This is a genomic window from Acinetobacter sp. VT 511 (genome assembly GCF_001077515.1).
Lineage (GTDB): Bacteria > Pseudomonadota > Gammaproteobacteria > Pseudomonadales > Moraxellaceae > Acinetobacter > Acinetobacter schindleri.
The window spans coordinates 19,082-38,171 of the sequence record NZ_LFRE01000117.1 but is presented as its reverse complement, the minus strand read 5'-3'; the positions used below and the strand labels follow the sequence as shown (position 1 = coordinate 38,171).

18 protein-coding genes and 1 pseudogene are annotated in these 19,090 nt (G+C 43.7%); 3 read left to right on the top strand and 16 right to left on the bottom strand.

All coding sequences use genetic code 11. The annotated features are described in order from the left end of the window. Positions 1 to 4: 4 nt before the first annotated feature. Both betB and betI read right to left on the bottom strand, forming a co-directional pair. The gene (gene betB, locus ACS72_RS16240) at positions 5 to 1,480 is read right to left on the bottom strand and encodes a betaine-aldehyde dehydrogenase (RefSeq protein WP_048882726.1); all 1,476 of its coding nucleotides are present in this window, start codon (positions 1,478 to 1,480) and stop codon (positions 5 to 7) included. Then, positions 1,477 to 2,082: a transcriptional regulator BetI gene (gene betI / locus ACS72_RS16235; protein ID WP_048882725.1), complete on the bottom strand. Its 606-nt coding sequence runs from the start codon at positions 2,080 to 2,082 to the stop codon at positions 1,477 to 1,479. The genes betB and betI overlap by 4 nt, the downstream gene beginning before the upstream one ends. Positions 2,083 to 2,337: 255 nt before the next feature. Between betI and ACS72_RS16230 the strand changes: the two are divergent. Together ACS72_RS16230 and ACS72_RS16225 are read left to right on the top strand one after the other, a co-directional pair. Continuing rightward, positions 2,338 to 4,388: pseudogene (locus ACS72_RS16230) on the top strand (choline transporter). A 28-nt stretch (positions 4,389 to 4,416) separates the two neighbouring features. After that, positions 4,417 to 5,025: a MarC family protein gene (locus tag ACS72_RS16225; protein ID WP_004809382.1), complete on the top strand. Its 609-nt coding sequence runs from the start codon at positions 4,417 to 4,419 to the stop codon at positions 5,023 to 5,025. 8 nt (positions 5,026 to 5,033) lie between these two features. Here ACS72_RS16225 and ACS72_RS16220 read toward each other — a convergent pair whose 3' ends face one another. Together ACS72_RS16220 and ACS72_RS16215 are read right to left on the bottom strand one after the other, a co-directional pair. Next, positions 5,034 to 5,237, bottom strand: a complete 204-nt coding sequence (locus tag ACS72_RS16220; protein WP_004809384.1) for a hypothetical protein — start codon at positions 5,235 to 5,237, stop codon at positions 5,034 to 5,036. A gap of 90 nt (positions 5,238 to 5,327) precedes the next feature. Beyond that, positions 5,328 to 6,341: a M48 family metallopeptidase gene (locus tag ACS72_RS16215; RefSeq protein WP_048882724.1), complete on the bottom strand. Its 1,014-nt coding sequence runs from the start codon at positions 6,339 to 6,341 to the stop codon at positions 5,328 to 5,330. A 406-nt stretch (positions 6,342 to 6,747) separates the two neighbouring features. Between ACS72_RS16215 and ACS72_RS16210 the strand changes: the two genes are divergently transcribed. Then, a complete protein-coding gene (locus ACS72_RS16210; protein WP_048882723.1) occupies positions 6,748 to 7,086 on the top strand; it encodes a P-II family nitrogen regulator in 339 nt (112 codons plus the stop codon). A 158-nt stretch (positions 7,087 to 7,244) separates the two neighbouring features. Here the strand turns inward: ACS72_RS16210 and ACS72_RS16205 are convergent, their stop codons facing one another. From ACS72_RS16205 to ACS72_RS16150, 12 genes are all read right to left on the bottom strand, one after another. Next, positions 7,245 to 7,400 carry a hypothetical protein gene (locus tag ACS72_RS16205; RefSeq protein ID WP_249888300.1) on the bottom strand — a complete coding sequence of 52 codons (156 nt, stop codon included), beginning with the start codon at positions 7,398 to 7,400 and terminating at the stop codon, positions 7,245 to 7,247. Positions 7,401 to 7,722: 322 nt separating this feature from the next. Then, on the bottom strand, positions 7,723 to 8,925 hold the full coding sequence (locus ACS72_RS16200) for an MFS transporter (protein WP_004809388.1): 1,203 nt from the start codon (positions 8,923 to 8,925) through the stop codon (positions 7,723 to 7,725). A gap of 84 nt (positions 8,926 to 9,009) precedes the next feature. Beyond that, complete coding sequence (locus ACS72_RS16195; protein ID WP_048882721.1) at positions 9,010 to 9,666, bottom strand: ATP-binding cassette domain-containing protein; 657 nt, start codon at positions 9,664 to 9,666, stop codon at positions 9,010 to 9,012. Next, a complete protein-coding gene (gene modB / locus ACS72_RS16190; protein ID WP_048882720.1) occupies positions 9,666 to 10,352 on the bottom strand; it encodes a molybdate ABC transporter permease subunit in 687 nt (228 codons plus the stop codon). Before modB ends, ACS72_RS16195 begins: the two co-directional genes overlap by 1 nt. 12 nt (positions 10,353 to 10,364) lie before the next feature. Then, entirely contained in the window at positions 10,365 to 11,120 is a 756-nt protein-coding gene (gene modA / locus ACS72_RS16185; protein ID WP_008303511.1) for a molybdate ABC transporter substrate-binding protein, read from the bottom strand. A 14-nt stretch (positions 11,121 to 11,134) separates the two neighbouring features. Continuing rightward, positions 11,135 to 12,382, bottom strand: coding sequence for a molybdopterin molybdotransferase MoeA (locus ACS72_RS16180; protein WP_008303508.1), 1,248 nt, complete (start codon positions 12,380 to 12,382; stop codon positions 11,135 to 11,137). Then, complete coding sequence (gene moaCB, locus ACS72_RS16175; protein ID WP_048882719.1) at positions 12,379 to 13,302, bottom strand: bifunctional molybdenum cofactor biosynthesis protein MoaC/MoaB; 924 nt, start codon at positions 13,300 to 13,302, stop codon at positions 12,379 to 12,381. Before moaCB ends, ACS72_RS16180 begins: the two co-directional genes overlap by 4 nt. Positions 13,303 to 13,347: 45 nt before the next feature. Next, a complete protein-coding gene (locus ACS72_RS16170; RefSeq protein ID WP_048882718.1) occupies positions 13,348 to 13,914 on the bottom strand; it encodes a molybdenum cofactor biosynthesis protein MoaE in 567 nt (188 codons plus the stop codon). A 1-nt stretch (position 13,915) separates the two neighbouring features. Then, positions 13,916 to 14,182 carry a MoaD/ThiS family protein gene (locus tag ACS72_RS16165; RefSeq protein ID WP_004809395.1) on the bottom strand — a complete coding sequence of 89 codons (267 nt, stop codon included), beginning with the start codon at positions 14,180 to 14,182 and terminating at the stop codon, positions 13,916 to 13,918. Position 14,183: 1 nt separating this feature from the next. Next, on the bottom strand, positions 14,184 to 15,245 hold the full coding sequence (moaA, locus tag ACS72_RS16160; RefSeq protein ID WP_048882717.1) for a GTP 3',8-cyclase MoaA: 1,062 nt from the start codon (positions 15,243 to 15,245) through the stop codon (positions 14,184 to 14,186). Between the two features lie 227 nt (positions 15,246 to 15,472). Beyond that, positions 15,473 to 16,096, bottom strand: a complete 624-nt coding sequence (locus tag ACS72_RS16155; protein ID WP_048882716.1) for an NTP transferase domain-containing protein — start codon at positions 16,094 to 16,096, stop codon at positions 15,473 to 15,475. Beyond that, positions 16,096 to 18,873, bottom strand: coding sequence for a nitrate reductase (locus tag ACS72_RS16150; RefSeq protein WP_048882715.1), 2,778 nt, complete (start codon positions 18,871 to 18,873; stop codon positions 16,096 to 16,098). The genes ACS72_RS16155 and ACS72_RS16150 overlap by 1 nt, the downstream gene beginning before the upstream one ends. Positions 18,874 to 19,090 lie beyond the last annotated feature (217 nt).

Below are 19,090 nucleotides of genomic sequence, written 5' to 3'. Positions count from 1 at the left end.
CCCCTTATGCGTTAAACACGGATTGGAAAGGATTCAATTCCACCTGAACTGATTTGGTCTGGGTATATTGCTGTAGTGTGACAATACCGTTTTCGCGACCAACACCCGAATGTTTATAGCCACCGACCGGCATTTCTGCTGGCGATTCACCCCAAGTATTGATCCAGCAAATACCGGCTTCGATCTGATGAATGATCCGATGGGCGCGAGACAAATTAGGCGTGACTACACCAGCGGCCAGACCATATTCTGTGGCATTGGCACGTTGAATCACTTCTTCTTCCGAGTCATAACTGAGGATACTCATGACCGGTCCAAAAATTTCTTCACGGACAATCGTCATGTCGTCACGGCAATCGGTAAATACCGTGGGTAGCACATAAGCGCCTTGAGCAAATTGCTCATCTTCGGCACGGCCACCACCACAAAGTAAACGAGCACCTTCTTTTTTACCCTGTTCGATATAATCCAGCACTTTTTCCATATGAGAGAAGCTGGAAACTGGACCGAAATTGGTCTCAGGATCAAGTGGATCCCCCATACGGATATAAGGAATACGCTGCAAAATCTTGTTTTCAAATTCTGCTTTCAAGGCCAAAGGGATAAATACCCGGGTTCCATTGGTGCAAACCTGACCGGAACTATAGTAATTAGCCATCATGGCAATATCCGCCGCCAGATCCAGATCAGCATCTTCACAAATTATCAGGGGCGATTTACCACCAAGTTCCATAGTCACTTCTTTCAGGCTAGAATTCGCAGCCTGCGCCATGACCTTCTTGCCGGTGGCAACACCACCTGTAAATGAAACTTTGGCTATATCAGGATGCGAGGTCAGATAAGCACCAATTTCACTGCCACCTGTTACCACATTAAATACACCATGCGGAACACCGGCTTCGGTATAAATTTCTGCCAGTTTTAACGCAGTTAAAGGTGTTACTTCACTCGCCTTAAAGATCATGGCATTGCCCGCTGCCAGTGCAGGAGCCGATTTCCATAAGGCAATTTGAATCGGGTAATTCCATGCACCAATTCCGGCCACCACACCCAGAGGTTCACGACGGGTATAAATAAATGATGTTTCTCGTAGTGGAATTTGCTGGCCTTCGAGTGCTGGCAAAATACCCGCATAATATTCAAGCACATCAGCGCCCGTTGCAATATCGACAGTTGAGGTTTCACTAAAAGCCTTACCACTGTCGAGAGTTTCTAAACGTGCCAGCTCGTCATTGCGTTCACGAAGAATAGCGACAGCCTTGTTTAAGATACGGGAACGTTGAATCGCCGTCATTTCTGCCCAGACTTTCTGGCCTTGCTGAGCAGATTTTACCGCACGGTCGATGTCGTCTTTGCTGCAAATCTGGACTTCTGCTAGAACTTCGCCGGTCGCTGGATTAATTGTTTCAAATGTGCTGTTGGATGTAGCATCGACAAATTGTCCGTGGATATAAGGACGTTGCAGATTAAAGTGTGTCAATGGGATTCCCTCGCAGTTGAGTCATTCTTGAGTTGCTGTCGGATATAGTCACTACAAAGTTCTATCGGCATTTCAGGGTCAAGTTCTTCATTGATCAGTGCACCCCTTAACCAGAAGCCATCAATCAGCGCAGCCAGACCTTGAGCGGCTTTTTCAGCTTGTGCCTTAGGCAGCGCTTTCATGAATTCGTACTTGATATTGGAATGCAGGCGGTAATGGTTGATCTGCTGTAAACGGTGTAAATCAGGTTGATGCAAACTGCTAGCCCAGAATGCCAGCCAGACTTTCATGGCCGCTTTATCTGTTTGTGGGGCAGCAAAGTTGCCCCGCACAATGGCCAGTAAACGTTGTTCAGGTGTGCTATCCACTTGGGACTGCATTTCTGCAACAGACTTACCTAACTGCTGCAATAAATAACGCATCGTTGCTTCAATGAGCCCATTTTTACCACCAAAATAATGACTTATGATGCCGGTTGATACTCTGGCGCGCTGGGCAATCTGGCTGATTGAGCTTTCGGCAAAACCCAATTCATTCACGGCAGCTAAGGTGGCATCGATTAATTGCTGGCGACGGATCGGCTGCATACCAACTTTTGGCATAGGACTAACCTGAATAACGAATATAACAATAGAAAACCATTCTGCTAGATCAATAGCGGAGTGATGTAACAATTCATAAACGCTTTTTTAATTGAACGTTCAATTAATAAAAATTATAGTGCCGGCTCACCCTTGATGTACAGCGCAGTTTGTTTTGGATTTGCAAAAGTTTGTAATTCACAAAAACAAGGCAGCTTTACCGCAGGCTCTTGCTTTCAAATCACACTGCACTGTAGATCATCCGGCAACAAAACGATGGTCATGGATTTATGCAAAAGAAAAACGAAGAGGTGCAAGATAGTCTGAATAAAGTGGTCTTTTATTTTTCGGCAACGCTTATTCTGCTGTTTTCTATCATCACCATTTTATTTAATGAACAGGCCAATCAGGTTATTACCAATATTTTAAACTGGGTCAGTGCGACCTTTAGCTGGTACTACCTGTTGGCGGCAACACTGTATCTGGTCTTTATCCTTTTTATCGCCTGCTCACGTTATGGCGAGATTAAATTGGGTCCTAAACATTCCAAGCCAGAATTTAGTCTACTGAGTTGGTCGGCGATGCTATTTTCTGCCGGAATCGGGATTGACCTGATGTTTTTCTCGGTGGCAGAACCGCTTTCCCATTATATGCATCCACCGGTGGGTGAAGGCGAAACCTTTGAGGCTGCACGTCAGTCCATGGTCTGGACGCTGTTTCACTATGGTTTAACCGGCTGGAGTATGTACGCACTGATTGGGGTCGCACTGGGCTATTTCAGTTATCGTTATAACCTGCCACTGACCATCCGTTCGGCACTCTATCCCATCTTCGGTAAAAAAATTAATGGTCCAATTGGACATACAGTAGATACTGCTGCGGTACTCGGGACGATTTTTGGTATTGCCACCACCTGCGGTATTGGCGTCGTACAATTAAATTATGGTCTGCATGTGCTGTTTGGTTTACCGGAAAATCTCTGGGTCCAGACCGCTTTAATTCTGGTGGCCGTGATTATTACTATTTTTTCTGTCGCTGCGGGGGTCAACAAAGGTATTCGCATTCTTTCAGAGATCAATATTTACGTATCGATCGGATTACTGCTGTTCATTCTATTTGTCGGCAATACCGAGTTTTTACTGGGTGCCTTGATCCAGAACTTTGGCGACTACATTAGCCAGTTTCCTCAACTGTCTTTGACCAGTTTTCCTTTTGAGCAGCCGAAAGAATGGATGAATAGCTGGACCTTGTTCTTCTGGGCCTGGTGGATCGCCTGGTCACCTTTTGTGGGACTTTTTCTGGCACGAATTTCACGTGGTCGTACCATTCGTGAATTTGTCACTGGGACTTTGGTTATTCCATTGTTATTTACCCTGACCTGGTTATCTATTTTTGGTAACAGCGCCTTATATAGCGTTATTTTTGATGGTAATACTCAGTTAGCAGCGACCGTTCTCGATAACCCGGCCCACGGTTTTTATGATCTGTTAGCGCAATATCCCGGTTTTATGTTTACCGCAGGTGTGGCCACGATTACCGGTTTATTATTCTATGTGACCTCGGCAGATTCTGGAGCATTGGTATTAGGCAATTTCACCACTAAATTTAGCAATATCGAGCATGACTCTCCACGCTGGCTCAGTATTTTCTGGGCGATTGCGATTGGCTTGCTGACCTTGGCGATGCTGATGGCCAACGGCGTGACCGCATTACAGAACACTACGATTATTATGGGCCTGCCCTTTAGTTTCGTGATCTTCTTTGTGATGGCAGGTTTATATAAATCTTTGCGACTTGAAGATTTCCGTCAAGCCAGTACCAGTCTGAATGCAGCGCCTGTGGTCGGTAATGTCGATATTTTTAACTGGAAGAAACGCCTGAGTCGGGTCATGCTGCATCCCAGCTTGAACCAAACCCGAAACATGCTGGATGACGTGTGTAAACCGGCAATTCAGGCTGTGGCCAGCGAGCTGATCAGCAAAGGGATACACGTTGATGTACAGGAAAAACCGGTTGATCATGAACCTGAACTTTATCATCTGGATTTAGTCATTCAGCTGGATGAAGAAGAAAACTTTGTCTATGCCATTTGGCCAGTACGTTATGACACGCCAAACTTCAGTGCCCGCGGGAAACGCACCAAGCGTTATTACTACCGCCTGGAAAGTTACCTGTTTGAAGGCTCTCAGGGCAATGATCTGGTGGGTTATAGCAAAGAACAGGTGATCAATGACATTCTAGATAAATATGAACGTCATATGATGTATCTGCATATCAACCGGATTAGCCCGGGTAAACGCCCACTATTTCCGGATCGCGAATCTTAGGATAAGACCCATTAAAAAGGATTGAATAATGTCAGAAACTTTAAATGCCTTTGCCCTGTTCTTCTCCCTGCTCAATCCTTTTTTGATGAGTATTTACATGCTCGGAATTATCCGTAATTCCGAGGCCAAAGTATTCAACATGGCATTGATTCAGGGCAGCCTGATCAGCTTTATTGTTTTTATCATTTTTGCCAAGACTGGCGAAGCTTTCTTTCAGGAAGTGCTGCACGTCCGCTTTGAATCCTTCCAGATTTTTGGCGGTATTATCTTTCTGGTGATTGGCTATCGTTATGTGTTTGAAGGTGCCGATACGATTGGGGTCATGCGTGGTGCACCCAGTCATCTGGCGGGCACCATTGCCATGCCCTTTATGATTGGTCCGGGAACCATTTCGGCATCCGTGATTACCGGCATTCAGCTCAGTTTATGGCAAACCGTTCTGGTGATTTTCTCTACCCTTTTTCTGACATGTAGCCTGTTAATTCTAATGAAATATTTACATGATCATTTACAGCATAAATACTCCAACTATATCGATTTATATGTCGATATTGTCGGTCGTGTTGCTGCGCTGCTGATTGGGACAATTGCGATTGATATGATTGTCACGGGCGTCAGTGGCATCATGCAGGGTTAATTCAATCATTATAAAAGCCGTCTTAACTGCTTGTTGCGCGTCACCAGCCCTAAGACTTTTCGGCGTGCCATAATATCTTCTTGACTGCATTTCAGCATTTCACTGAGTTGTTCAATAGGTAAATTATTATTTTCAATCAGTATAATGTCCTGCTCACGTGTCCAATGAGCCGTGAGCAATTTAGCGGTTAATTTCTTGGTATTTACTCTCATTCATTTCAACGCATCATCAAACAATTGATTTCAGTTTAAAACACTATAAATCATATGCTGTTGAAGTCTGGTAAATCCATGTTTATCAAGTTATAGCACCCTTTTCACTGTGCTCAAGGCGTCTTTGGGTTGACTCACTGGACTTTGACTGGTGACGCTGGTTTGCACATTCGATTTGAGTACATAATGGAGCTTACCTTCTGCATCCTTGGTGATCGACTCAATATCAATATTACGTACCAGTTGACCATTAATCAGTAACCTCGTATTCGGATCTTGTTTGATTTCAATCAGATTTTTAGAGCTCAACTGTTCCGTAGTGCTTTTATCATAAAGCGCCATCGGGCTATCCAGATTTTCTTCGGCATATTTTAAACGCTGCTTTAAAGATGGATGCCGTTGCATAAATGCAGGTAATTTGCTTTGTATCGGGTATTCTTTCAGAAAAGTCGGATAGAACTGAGCGAATACTGCAATTCCCTGTTTAGGGTTATATCCTGCTCTTGCCATGAGTTCGAGTCCCAACAAATCTGCTTCTTTCTCCATGCGGCGCTGATAGGTACTACCATACCCATCATGTAATATGCCCGTAATCAGTGCTGAAGTTCCTGCTGTTGCCCAGGCAGTTCCCACTAAAAGTGGACTTACAATATATTTCCAGCTCTGTGTTTCACGCTGGTGCTCACGAATAACATGTGCCATTTCATGTGCCAGAATGTAAGCCAGCGCTTCATCATCCAGCATCGCACGATTTACCATCTTATAGCTCATAAAAATCATACCATTAGCCAAGGCACCTGCATTGGATTTGTCTGAATGATAAAGATGAACGCCCCATTTAATTGTCCGATCTGCTGAAATGTAATGGTCCGTATAAGGAATTATCCTGTTCATAATTTTAGCGCAACGTATCTCAGCTTCACTTAAATATTCTTTTTCGATAAGTCCCGTTTTTTGGGTAAATTTACGCTTCGCCTGTTCAACGACCTGATCTTGAGATAACAACATGAGTTGTTTACGGTCAGCTCCGTGTCCCATATGAGTGGTATTGATACAACCCGTTAGAGCCCCAACAGCAATGAATGCTGAAAATAAATTTTTCATACAAAAAATTACATTTTATTAACATTTTATTGTAGTTTTAGCGGAATTCTTTTGAATTGTGAAGCTGTATTTAATAAATGTTTGGTCACTATTCCATTGCTAATCACTTAGAAAATAAATTTTTAAACTAAGCTTCTGAATTAATTATTTTTATATTAAAAATGAGGATTGGTTAAGGTTAAATCAGGATAAGCAGAATTAAAGCAAAGAAATAAGATTAAAAAAAGTAACAGTACTCATTTCTAACTTAATCCTCCCTTTTATTCATACAAAAGCAATCTGAAAAATCATTCATGCGGATTTCGTGTCTATGAAGTGAATTTGAAACAGTAAATACATATTTAAATTGTATCTCTCTTCAATGGCTTCTATTTTTAAAGAATTAAGATAAGCCAGGGAGATCGAGATGAAATTAATAACAGCAATTATTAAACCATTCAGACTCGATGATGTACGTGCTGAACTTTCTCATCAGGGTGTTCATGGTTTGACAGTCACTGAGGTAAAAGATGCCGGGCGCCAGAAAGGTCACTCTGAAATGTATCATGGTGCTGAGTATAGTGCTGAATTCCTTCCGAAAGTAAAAGTAGAAGTTGCCGTCCCGGATGAAAAGGTGGATCAGGTGATTGAAGGTATTATTAAAGCGGCATGTACTGATAAAATTGGTGATGGCAAAATTTTTGTCACGCCTTTAGTGCAGGTCGTGCGAATCAGAACCAGCGAAACTGGAGTAGCAGCAATTTAAGCCTCTTTTGTAGGAGTAAAAATTTATCTCTACAGAAATGCTGTTTATGAATCTATGCAAATTATATTTCAGTTAGTGGATCTATATAACTCGATAACTTGCAGAACAGCTCACCCATCTCATGATGAAGTGAGCTTTATTCTGGAAAGCTTAAATATTTATTTTTGAATTTTAGCTTCGACTGTTTTGGCATGTAAGACTTCGCTATCTGCTACCGTTACTTTCTTTTTCTCAAGGTATTCTGCTGCCTTAGCAATATTTTTTTCTGCAAAATGCAAACCACCCTCACCTGCCATAGTGACGGTCGTAAACATGCAAATGCCACCTAATAATGCGAGAGTAGATATTATTCTTACTTTCATCGCTTCCCCTCCAAATTTGTAATTACTGAATTGATTTTTCTTTGTTTTAGACCAAGCAATTATTATTCCAATTCTTAAATTGGATATCTTTTATTCATTATAATATAACATAATATTTATTAAATAAAGCAATGTAATATCAATCACATATTTTTACCTAATCTTCTCTTTATAAAGTTTAGATGAAATATAAAAAAAAACCTCAAAAATGATTCATCTTTGAGGTTTTAAGATAGGCAATATTCTGTTTCGAACGTAGGTCTTGATTCTGTTTTTATTTTTGAGTTTTAGGCAGGAAGAAACTCAGTATGCCCAATAATGGCAGGTATGAACATAACTGGAATACCCAAGCAATGCTGGTATGATCTGCCACATAACCTAATCCTGCTGCTGCGATCCCACTGATGCCAAACATTACGCCAAACATCAAACCGGCAATCGTACCCACACGGCCTGGTACTGCTTCCTGAGCATACACCACCATCGCTGAAAATGCTGACGATAAAATCAGGCCAGCGAAAATTGAAAAGATACAAGTCCAGAATAAATTGGCATACGGCATGAGTAAGGCAAATGGTGCCATACCTAAAAAGGAAAACCAGATCACTGCATTACGGCCGATCCGGTCTCCAATGGGTCCACCAAAGAAAGTGCCCAAAGCGACGGCGCCCAAAAAGGCAAATAGATAGAGCTGCGCATCTCGGATTGAGATACCAAATTTATCAATCAGGTAAAAAGTAAAATAATTACTGATGCTCACGGTATAAGTAAATTTGGCGATCATCAGGATACCAATGACACCAAGCGCACGGATTAAAGTGATTCCATGCAGTTTGGACGCTGCTGTAGCACCCATCTTTTTCAGTTGTGTCTGGCTATTCGTGATGGTCCAGCGGCTAACCTTAAATAATACAAATATGCCAAAAGCAGCAAACAGCATCAGCCATGCCGAAGACGCTTGTCCATTTGGAATAATAATCAGTGCAGCCAGTAACGGTCCTACTGCAGAGCCACTATTGCCACCGACCTGAAAGGCTGATTGTGCAGTACCGAGCTTGCCACCAGAAGCCATACGCGCTACACGCGATGCTTCCGGATGAAAAGTCGAAGAACCGATCCCGATAATTGCAGCGGAAACCAGCAGCATTACAAAGCTCTGCGATAAAGCTAACAGCAGAATCCCAAACAGGGTAAAGCCCATACCGATCGGTAAAAGATAAGGCTTTGGATATTTGTCAGTATAGAAGCCCACCCAAGGTTGTAATAAAGACGCCGTCAATTGATACACGAGAGAGATTAAGCCGATCTGACCAAAACTCAGGTCATAATTAGTTTTCAATAAGGGATAGATGGCTGGTAAACAGGCTTGAATCAGGTCATTTAAGAAATGTGCAAGGGCAACAGCAAAGACAATGGGTAAAACCATTTTTGAGGCAGACCGCGTTACTTCGGTCTGTGCAATATCCGTCATATTCATCCATGTAGTATCCGGTAATGACTGAAGATTATACGCCAAGCCAAATTACTTGAAATTTATTTTATTTTTTATTTATAAGTATTCTTAAAAAAGGTATTTCGGCGAATTACTTAGCTGATGATCCTGTAATTCAATAATTTCTGCATCCAGCTGTTCCAGCTCTTCATGATGATGGGTCACATAAATCATCGGCACCTGTATTTCATCGCGGACGCGAGTAAAAAATGGCAGGATCTGCTGTTTCAGTTTGGCATCCAGGCCAGTCAACGGCTCATCCAAGAGCAGTAATTCAGGACTGGACAACAGCGCCCGCCCGATCGAAATACGCTGTGCTTCCCCACCCGATAATTGCTGAATCCGACGCTGCAATAGATGATCAATTTCCAATAATTCAGCAATCTCCTTTAATTGGAATTTTTCCTGTTCCAATTTGCCCCATTTTTTGGCGTAAAGCAGGTTCTGTTCAACATTCATATGTGGATACAGCATCGCCTGCTGAAATATCAAAGTGATTTTACGCTGATGGATGGGAATATGAATTTTCTGATTTGTATCAGTCAGGATCTGTTTATTTAAATGAATATGGCCAGATTGTGGTTGATAGAGCCCAAGGAGTAATTTAAGAAAAGTAGTTTTGCCTGCTCCCGAAGGTCCAACAATTCCCAAGACAGAATTCTGCATCTGGACTGCTGCATCTAAACTAAAGGCATCCTTTTGATAATGAAACTCACATTGCAGCATTAGCGCTCCTGAATTTTCTGCTGATATTTTTGCATAATCCAGTAATTCGCCAATAATGCTGCAAAAGCCAGACCTAGAGATAAAAGCACCAGTCGTAAAGCCATCTGTTCGCCATCAGGTTGCTGTAATAGGGAATAGATCGCAATCGGAATGGTGCGGGTTTCGTCAGGAATGTTGCCAACAAAGGTGATAGTGGCACCAAACTCGCCCAGACTGCGGCTAAAACAGAGAATACTGCCAATCAGAATACCGGGCAACGCCAGCGGTAAGCTGATACTGCAAAAAACTTTATAGGGCTGAACACCCAAAGAATTTGCTACCTGTTCCAGTTGCGGATTAATCATCTGAAAGGACAACCGGATCGGTTGCACCATTAAGGGGAAAGCTACAATCATGGCGGCCAGCACTGCACCTTTCCAGTTAAAAGCCAGCTGAATGCCCCACTGCTGCAACCATTGTCCAATCCAGCCATTGCCACCAAAGACGATCAATAATAAATAGCCCAATACCACAGGTGGTAAAACCATGGGCAGGTGCAACAGTGTTTCCACCACATATTTCAGACGAAACTCATAACGTGCCAGAATCCACGCCAATAAAATGGCAAACGGCAAACTGATCGCTGTGGCAAAACCTGCAACTTTTGCTGACAGATACAATGCACTGAGTTCCTCTGGTGTCAGCATACTAGAACCATCCTAGAGTTTAAAACCATAGTGCTGATAAATCTTTTTCGCCTCGGTATGCTGACTCATAAAACGCATGAATTTGACTGCATCGGCATTTTTACTGCCCTGCTGAGTCAAGGCAATTGGATAGACAATCGGGCTATGCGTATGAGCTGGAAAGACTCCAGCAATTTTCACTTTTTTACTCTGTAACGCATCGGTCTTATACACAATCCCGGCCTGACATTCACCACGTTCCACAAAAGCCAACGCCGAACGAACACTATCTGTTTCGACAATGCGGCCTTGCAGACCCTTTAACCATTTCAGATTGGTTATACTCTGTTTGGCATATTTGCCAACAGGCACAGATTCCATTTGTCCGGTACATACATACCCCTGAAAGGACTGGGCAAAATTAAATTGAGAACTGGCCTGAAAGCTTTGCTGACGCTGTAAAGGACTGATTAATACCAGTTCATTGCTTAATAAGGGCTTTACTTGAGATCTAGCTATTTTTTGTTTTTTTACCAGATAATTCATCCAGTCCTGATCGGCAGAGAAAAAAATATCAGCCGGTGCGCCAGTTTCAATTTGTCGGGCGAGCGATGAAGACGCTGCAAAGACCAGCACTACTTTGATTGAGGGATACTGTTTTTCATAACGTCTGGCAATCTCCGTCACCGCATTGCTCAGACTGGCGGCCGCATAGACTCGGACGGTACTGCCAGCCTGGACTGAACAGGACAGGAAAACTGCACTGAATAAGATCAATCCCTTTTTCATTGGTGACATATTCCTTAAATAAACAGACCTTGCAGGATTTGACCGGCCTGGATGCTTTGCGCTGCCGGAATACGGACAATACAATTGGCCTGCATCAGGTTACTCAGCATATGCGACTGTTGCTTCGGCAAGCTGGAAAGCTTTAGCATTCCCGATTCAAAACTTACTGCCATACGCAAAAAACGTTCCCGGCTATCAGCTTTCAAGTCATGACTCATTACTGCACTAAACCATTGCGGTAATTGCTTTTGACCTTGTAACGTACTGATTAAGGTTGATACATACACCTGCATGCCTATATAGACTGCAGCCGGATTACCCGGCAGACCGAGTAAATAACATGGATTTTGATCGGGTCGCTCAGATTTGGCGAAGAACATTGGCTTGCCAGGTTTCTGTTCGACTTTCCAGAATAACTGTTCAAAACCAATTTTCAGTGCTACCGGGCGGACAAAGTCATAATCTCCTACCGATACACCACCGGTGGTCAGAATCAGATCGTACTGGGTTCTCAGCCTTTTAAATAGCGCGCTGACCGCCTGTTCGGTATCGGCAACATGCATGATCTCAACCTGCTGGTTTCTGGACTGGAACCAAGCTTGAATTAAAGGAGCATTGGCATCGAAAATTTTGCCGGAATTCAGGTCTTCCACAGTGTCAGCCACTTCATCCCCAGTAATCACCACTGCAATTTTAGGATAGCGATAAACTGAAACTTCCCGAATCCCTGCCATACTTAAGGCTGCAATTGTTCCAATACTGAGTTGCTGCCCCTGAACAGCCAGGCATTGGCTCATGCAAATTTCTTCACCCGCTTGACGGATATCAGCATCCAGTCGCAAGGCTTCAGTCAAGATAATGGTCGAGTCCCTGAGCTGTACAATTTCCTGTCGTGCCACCGTCGTGGTCTGCAACGGAATTTTCGCACCAGTAAAGATGCGTACTGCCTGACCTGGTTCAAGTATCAGATCAGCTCCCTGTCCAGCACGAATTTCACCGATCAGTTCAAAACTGCTTTCTGCTGGCATGTCGATATCCATACAGATGGCATAACCGTCTACAGCACTTTGCGAAAATATCGGCAGCTGAGTTTTTGAATAAATATCTTCGGCTACGAAACGGTTCAGTGCCTGACTTAAGGGCAGTGTTTCAATGGCTAAATGATCAGTATGATCTAGAATCATCTGCAGAGCCTGATCGACAGAAATTAGGCCGGGTTCACTGCCACAGACGGAATGTTCTGTCGTTACAGCAGAGTTCATTCATAGCCTCCTGCATGGGGAATATTTTTCTGTACATCAAACAGATGTACGAGTGCAGGTAAAATCGCCACTAAGGATTCTTTAGCCCCTTGGCGGCTACCCGGTAAGGTAAGGATCAGGCTGTTTTCAATATAACCTGCGACACCACGGCTCAGTGCTGCGTAAGGTGTGCGACGTTGACCAAAACTGCGTGCAGCTTCCATCAGTCCCGGAATTTCACGGGTTAGTAAGGGTTGAATAGTTTCCACTGTCAGATCTTTAGGGCCGAGTCCCGTACCACCCACTGTCAGAATTAATGGATAATCATTTTTTTGCTGTTCAATTAAAGCTTTTAGCTGTTCAGGACTATCCGGAATCACCTGATAGTGGATAAAGCCAAAATTAGCTTCTTCCAGAATTTCCATCACATTCTGCCCGGCTGTGTCGGCTTTCTTGCCAGATGCCACGGTATCAGAAAGTACAATGACAGAGGCTGGTAAAGGTTCTTTCAGAACACGGGTGAAATGTGATTTTCCACCCTTTTTTTGCCCCAGTTTAACCTGATCCAGACATAATTCTTCCGGCTCACAATGTGGTTTCAGCATATCGTAAAGGGTCAAACCTGCCAGACTGACTGCTGTCAGTGCTTCCATTTCCACACCCGTTGGACCAATCGTTTCCACTACCGCAGTAATCACTACATGAGCTTCTTCAAGCTCATATTCCACATCGGCCCGATAAATTGGCAGTGGATGACATAGAGGAATGAGTTCATCAGTACGTTTTGCGCCTAAAATCCCTGCGATCCGAGCGGTTTTTAGCGCATCACCTTTGTCGGTATTACCATTACGCAGTAATTCAATGCAGTGTGGCGGCGCATGCAGAATCCCGGTGGCAAAAGCAGTGCGGTAACTCTCCGGTTTCATTCCGACATCTTTCATGGCTTATCCTTCTTGAATCTTTTCATTTTTTACTCAAACTTGAATTTATAGCGGCCATTGATAAACAGGAACATCTGGCTGGATCAGATTCAAAGGCAATTTTTCCGATGTATGTGCATCAGTACAGTTATGAGTATGCGCATGCTTTCTATGAGGGTGATGATCTGAACCCTGGTCACGACGAATGCAGCAACCTTCGACATATTGGCTACTGCCATCCATATAGAATTCTTCTTTCCAGATCGGTACTTCATGCTTAACCCGTTCCACGGCTTCTTCGCAGGCTTGAAAAGCTTCCCGACGATGTGGTGCATAGGCCATGGCAATAATGGCGATATCCCCAATATCCAGTGAACCGATGCGATGTACAACTCGGACATAGGACACGCCATATTCAGCCTGAATTTCCTGCTCGATCTGGCGAATCATCTTTTCAGCAACAGGTGCATAAGCGGTATATTTCAGTGCCTTAACCGCTTTACCTTCATGATGATTTCGTACTGTTCCGACAAAAATACCGATTCCCCCACATTCAGGAAAATATTGAATCCCGTCAAATACGTCCTGTTGCAGCGGTGTGTCCTGAATACGGGCAAATTGTTTCAGTTCCATCTCAACCTCCTGCGACCGGTGACAGCAACACTAGAGTACTGTCCTGGTTTAATCGGGTCTGGCGAGAAATAATGTCTTCACCGATGGCACAGGCACAACGCTCTAACAAGTTGAAAGCTTCTGGAAAGGACTGAATGACTTTATTGAGTACATCGGCAACCAGACTGTCTATCTGACATTGCACAGTTAAATCTTGAGGCAACTGACGTTCGATCGCACCGAAAGATTCGATTTTGACGGTAATCGATGATTGAAGTTTTGTAGTCATCTTAGCCTCCTATCATATGCATGCTGATTTTTCGGAAATTTGAATGGGTTTTATGGGATGGATTGAACAGTCTTTGCTGAGCCTGAATGGCCTGAAAGCCAGCAGCTTTATTCCAGATATAGGGTTGCAGCTGTTGTTGCAGGGTTTGTTCAGCTGATGCTAGGTGCTGTCTTAACTGTTGAATACTGTTTTTGAGTTTTAGACCTTGAGTTGAGAATAAGCAGTTAAAAAATTCACCCTGAGCATTGAGTCGTAAACGGTCACAGTTACCACAGAATGAATTAGTAATCGTTGAAATAATGCCGATCGACATACCTTCAATGTAATAGCTTCGTGCTGGATTAGTCCCCTGACCTTGTCTGATCTTTACTTCAAATACTTGTTCCAGTTGATCCAGAATGTCCTGCTCGCTAACCACATGATCACGTGACCAGTTCTGGTCGCCATCGAGTGGCATAAACTCGATAAAACGCAATTCAACTTGTTCGCGTTTGGCCCAGTGTGCCAAAGACAGAATCTGGTCATCATTGATGCCTTTGATGAGTACTGTATTAATTTTGATTTGAAAGCCAGCCTGCTGGGCTGCTTGAATGCCTTCTAATACGGGTTGCAGTTTTTTTGCAGTTAATTGTTCAAACTGCTCTGCATCCAGGCTGTCCAGACTGATATTCAGGTCATCTAGCCCGGCCTGCTTTAATTCTGCTGCATATTGTTTGAGATAATGACCATTCGTAGTCATTGAAATACGTTTCAAGCCGCTTTTTTTCAGTTGTTGTAATTCAGCAATAAAATGCACCACACCTTGGCGCATTAAAGGTTCGCCACCGGTAATCCGGATCTGTTCAATACCACGGCGAACCATGAATTCACAAAAATGATAGAGTTCTTCAAAGCTGAGTAAATCGTGTTTTTTCATCCATTCTGGATGTTCTGGCATGCAATAAACACATTTAAAATTACAGCGATCCGTCACAGAGATACGGAGCTTACGCTTATTGCGTCCAAACTGATCCTGAAATACCGGGACTGGTTCAGCCTGCTGTAAAGGATTGATATGGTTCATTACTTATTCCATCAGGGTCGATCATCAACTTTGTTTCTAGCCAAATGTTTTGCTGACCGATGCCCTATTAAATTGCTATTGCTCTAGGGTTAAATTGCAATAAATGTTCCAACTTTGCGCAGAAATTGCGGTTTTTTAATATTTGAGTGCGATTTATTGGAATTTAAGAAAAATAAGAGTTTTAAACAGATGTATTGCCCTGCTTTTAAGCACCATTCACTCAGCACTTAGAGAAAGTGCAGTTGCTGATGCTGCTGCAATTCATCAAAGGAGTTAATGCTGTGAAAAAACAGTGCATGATTTTTAAATCGCGCCATTTGCATGTGCATTTTCGCAAAACAATGTCTTAAACTGCGCTGATTTTGTTCGAGATGCTGAACCAGTGTCGGCAAACTGCTTCGTTTAAGTAAGCAGAATGGATACAACGCTATATCATTTATTTCCACTACAGCCACTTCACAAAGAGGATCTCGCTGCATGGCCCGATGTAATCCAGAAATAACCTTTTTGGGAATGTAAGTCACATCGCATGGTACAAACAGCACGTAGTCAGACTGCACATGAGACCAGGCACTTTTCATGCCCATCAAAGGTCCGTGAAAGCCCGGTTCATCATCCTGAAAATAACGGATTGATGGAATAAGGCACTCATAAATGGAGTGATCACGGTGGCTGTTGATCCAGACCTGACCAACACGCGATCTAAGCTGCTGGTGAATCTTGATCAGTTGAATTTCATCATCAAACTTTTGCAGCAGCTTGTTAATACCATTCATCCGACGCGCCTGGCCACCAGCCAGGATGACTAAATCGGTGGGTGGATAATTTATACTCTTATGGATTCTTTTCATTATACGGACTCCGTCTGGCAAGCTTTAATCAGACCACGAATTTCAGGTAAGCAGGAACCGCAGTTACCGCCGGCTTTTAGACATGCGGTCACCTGTTTTTCATTGGTGATATTTTTTTCTTTTATGGTTTGGATGATGCGATTTTTACCGACTTTAAAACAGCTGCACACTAGCGCACCTTCACTCTTGCTCATTGAGATCGCCTGACCGGCCAGCAACGCTTTACGGTGCATGGCACTGAGTCGTTCACGCTGAAATAGCCCCGATAACCAGTCGCGATCTGGCAACAGCTCTTTTGGTGCGATATACAGGCTGGCAATCAGCTTGCCGTCCTGCAACACTATGCTATGACTGATATGCGCGGTCTGGTCCTCCAGATTCAGCCATTCAAAGTCCTCTTCAGTAAAAGGCAATAAGTTCTTTAACTGTTGGGTTGTGGTATTGAATTTCTGACGATCCGCAATTTCATAACGTGTCGCACGAATAGCCTTTACCTTGGTCCACCAGATGGTTTTATCAATTAAGGGTTGCACATAACTTTCATAACCTTCACGTACATACAGCACGCCCTGCCACTGGGTATGGAATGGCTGGATCAACACTGGCGTATGCTTAAACTCGGGCTCGCCAGAAATGGCATCGACCACCGGATTCACCAGCTTGCCGATACGTGCATCGGATGCCACCTGATCACTCCAGTGGATTGGTGCAAAGACCTGACCACGACGGATATTGTTACTAACCTGAGCACGTAAAATACATTGTCCCCATTCAGAACGAACTTCGACCAGTTCACCATCCTGAATCCCGTATTTCAGTGCATCATTCGGGTGAATTTCACAGTAAGGTTCGGCACGATGTGTACTGAGGTTGGCAGATAATCCAGTGCGGCTCATGGTATGCCATTGGTCACGAATCCGACCAGTATTCAGAATTAAAGGATATTCACTGGAAACCTGATTGACCGGATCAATCGCAGTAGTCGTAATAAATCTCGCTTTACCATCCGCATGACTGAACTGGCCTTGGGCAAATAATCGACCTATAGATTGAGCAGGTTGCTGTTTATCCCAAACCGGCCATTGCACTGGTTCCAGTTTGTCATATTCTTCTGCGGTTAAATTACTCAAGCCTTGCAGATTAAAATAACGGAAATATGGAGTTTCTAGACGTTGGGAAATTTCTACATTCTGATAGGTAGAGAGTCCGGCATGTTCTTTAAAAATTTCATGGCTATTGTGAAAATCAAACCCTCTGAAGCCCATTTGCTTCGCCACCTGTGCAATCGCCCACCAGTCAGCTTTGGCTTCACCCGGCGCATCTAAAAAGGCATGTTGCCTTGAAATACGGCGTTCCGAATTGGTGACGGTTCCATCTTTTTCGCCCCAGCCTAAAGCTGGAAGTAATACATCAGCATATTGAGTAGTATCCGTATCCTGACAGATATCAGAGACCACTACGAATTCACATTTATCCAGAGCACGCTTCACTTGATCGGCATCGGGCAAGCTGACGACCGGATTTGTGGCCATGATCCAGATGGCTTTGATCTTGCCGCTTTCGACTGCCTGGAATAGATCAACTGCCTTAAAACCCGCTTGCTTGGCAATATATGGACTTTGCCAGAAGTTTTGCACCAGCTGTTGATGCTCCGGATTCTCTAAATCCATATGGGCTGCCAGCATATTGGCCAAACCACCGACTTCACGGCCGCCCATCGCATTTGGCTGGCCGGTCATAGAGAATGGGGCTGCACCGAGCTTACCAATTTTTCCGGTGAGCAAATGGCAGTTAATAATACTGTTGGCTTTATCTACGCCACGGGATGACTGATTTACGCCCATGGAGAACAACGTCATGACTTTGTCAGTCTGGGCAAATTTTTCAAAGAATTGACTCAGCTTAGCAGCTGAAATACCGGTGCGTGCCGCCACATCTTCAATCGAAGCTTCCGCAGTACTGCTGGCCAAGGCCTGTTCCAGCCCTTGGGTATGTGCAGCAACAAATTCCTGATCTACATCACCATGCTGATATAAGTACTGTAATAGGCCATTAAATAGTGCAACGTCTTGCCCTGGCAGAATAGACAAATGCAGATCTGCTGCTTCACAGGTACTGGTAAAACGCGGATCAATCACGACCACGAACAGGTCACGCTGTTCCTTGGCTTTCATGATGCGCTGGTAGAGCACCGGATGACACCATGCAGTATTGGAACCCACCAGCACCACCATGTCAGTATGTTCGAAATCTTCATAACTGGCTGGAACCAGATCTTCACCAAAAGCTCGTTTATGTGCAGCAACAGCCGAAGACATACACAGGCGTGAATTGGTATCAATATTTGCCGTGCCGAGATAGCCTTTGACGAACTTATTCACCACATAATAATCTTCGGTCAGCAGCTGACCCGAGACATAAAAGGCAATGCTGTCACGGCCATATTGATCGATGTATTGCTGGAATTTATGGGCAATCGTTGAAGTTGCAGTATCCCAATCAGTAACTTCACGCTGGTCTTTACGGCCTAACATTGGATGCAATAAACGGGTTTCCAAGCCTAAAGTATCGGCCAGATTACTGCCTTTGATACATAACTTGCCGAAATTGGAAGGATGTTTGACATCACCTTCGACAGTCACTTTAGTTCCGGATAATGTCGACGTCACATGTGCAGCCACACCACAACCCACGCCGCAATATGGGCATGTGGTCTGTGTGGTTTTAGTTTTTAATTCTGTGGAGCTATGCAGTTCCACCACTGGGATACTATTCATTGCTGCTGTGCTCCTAAATTATCTAAATTCACGTAATTCCGATTTTTATCTTGGCTTTATTTGAAATATGAAATTCATGTAAGCATTCACTATCGTGAGGTGGCATGGATGCCACCGATACCCATCATTACAGGACGTAATGTATGGGAATCCAAGATTTTTGTTACTTTTGATCTTTCAAAAGTAAGGGAATGCCTACACGTAAACGGTTGCTTTA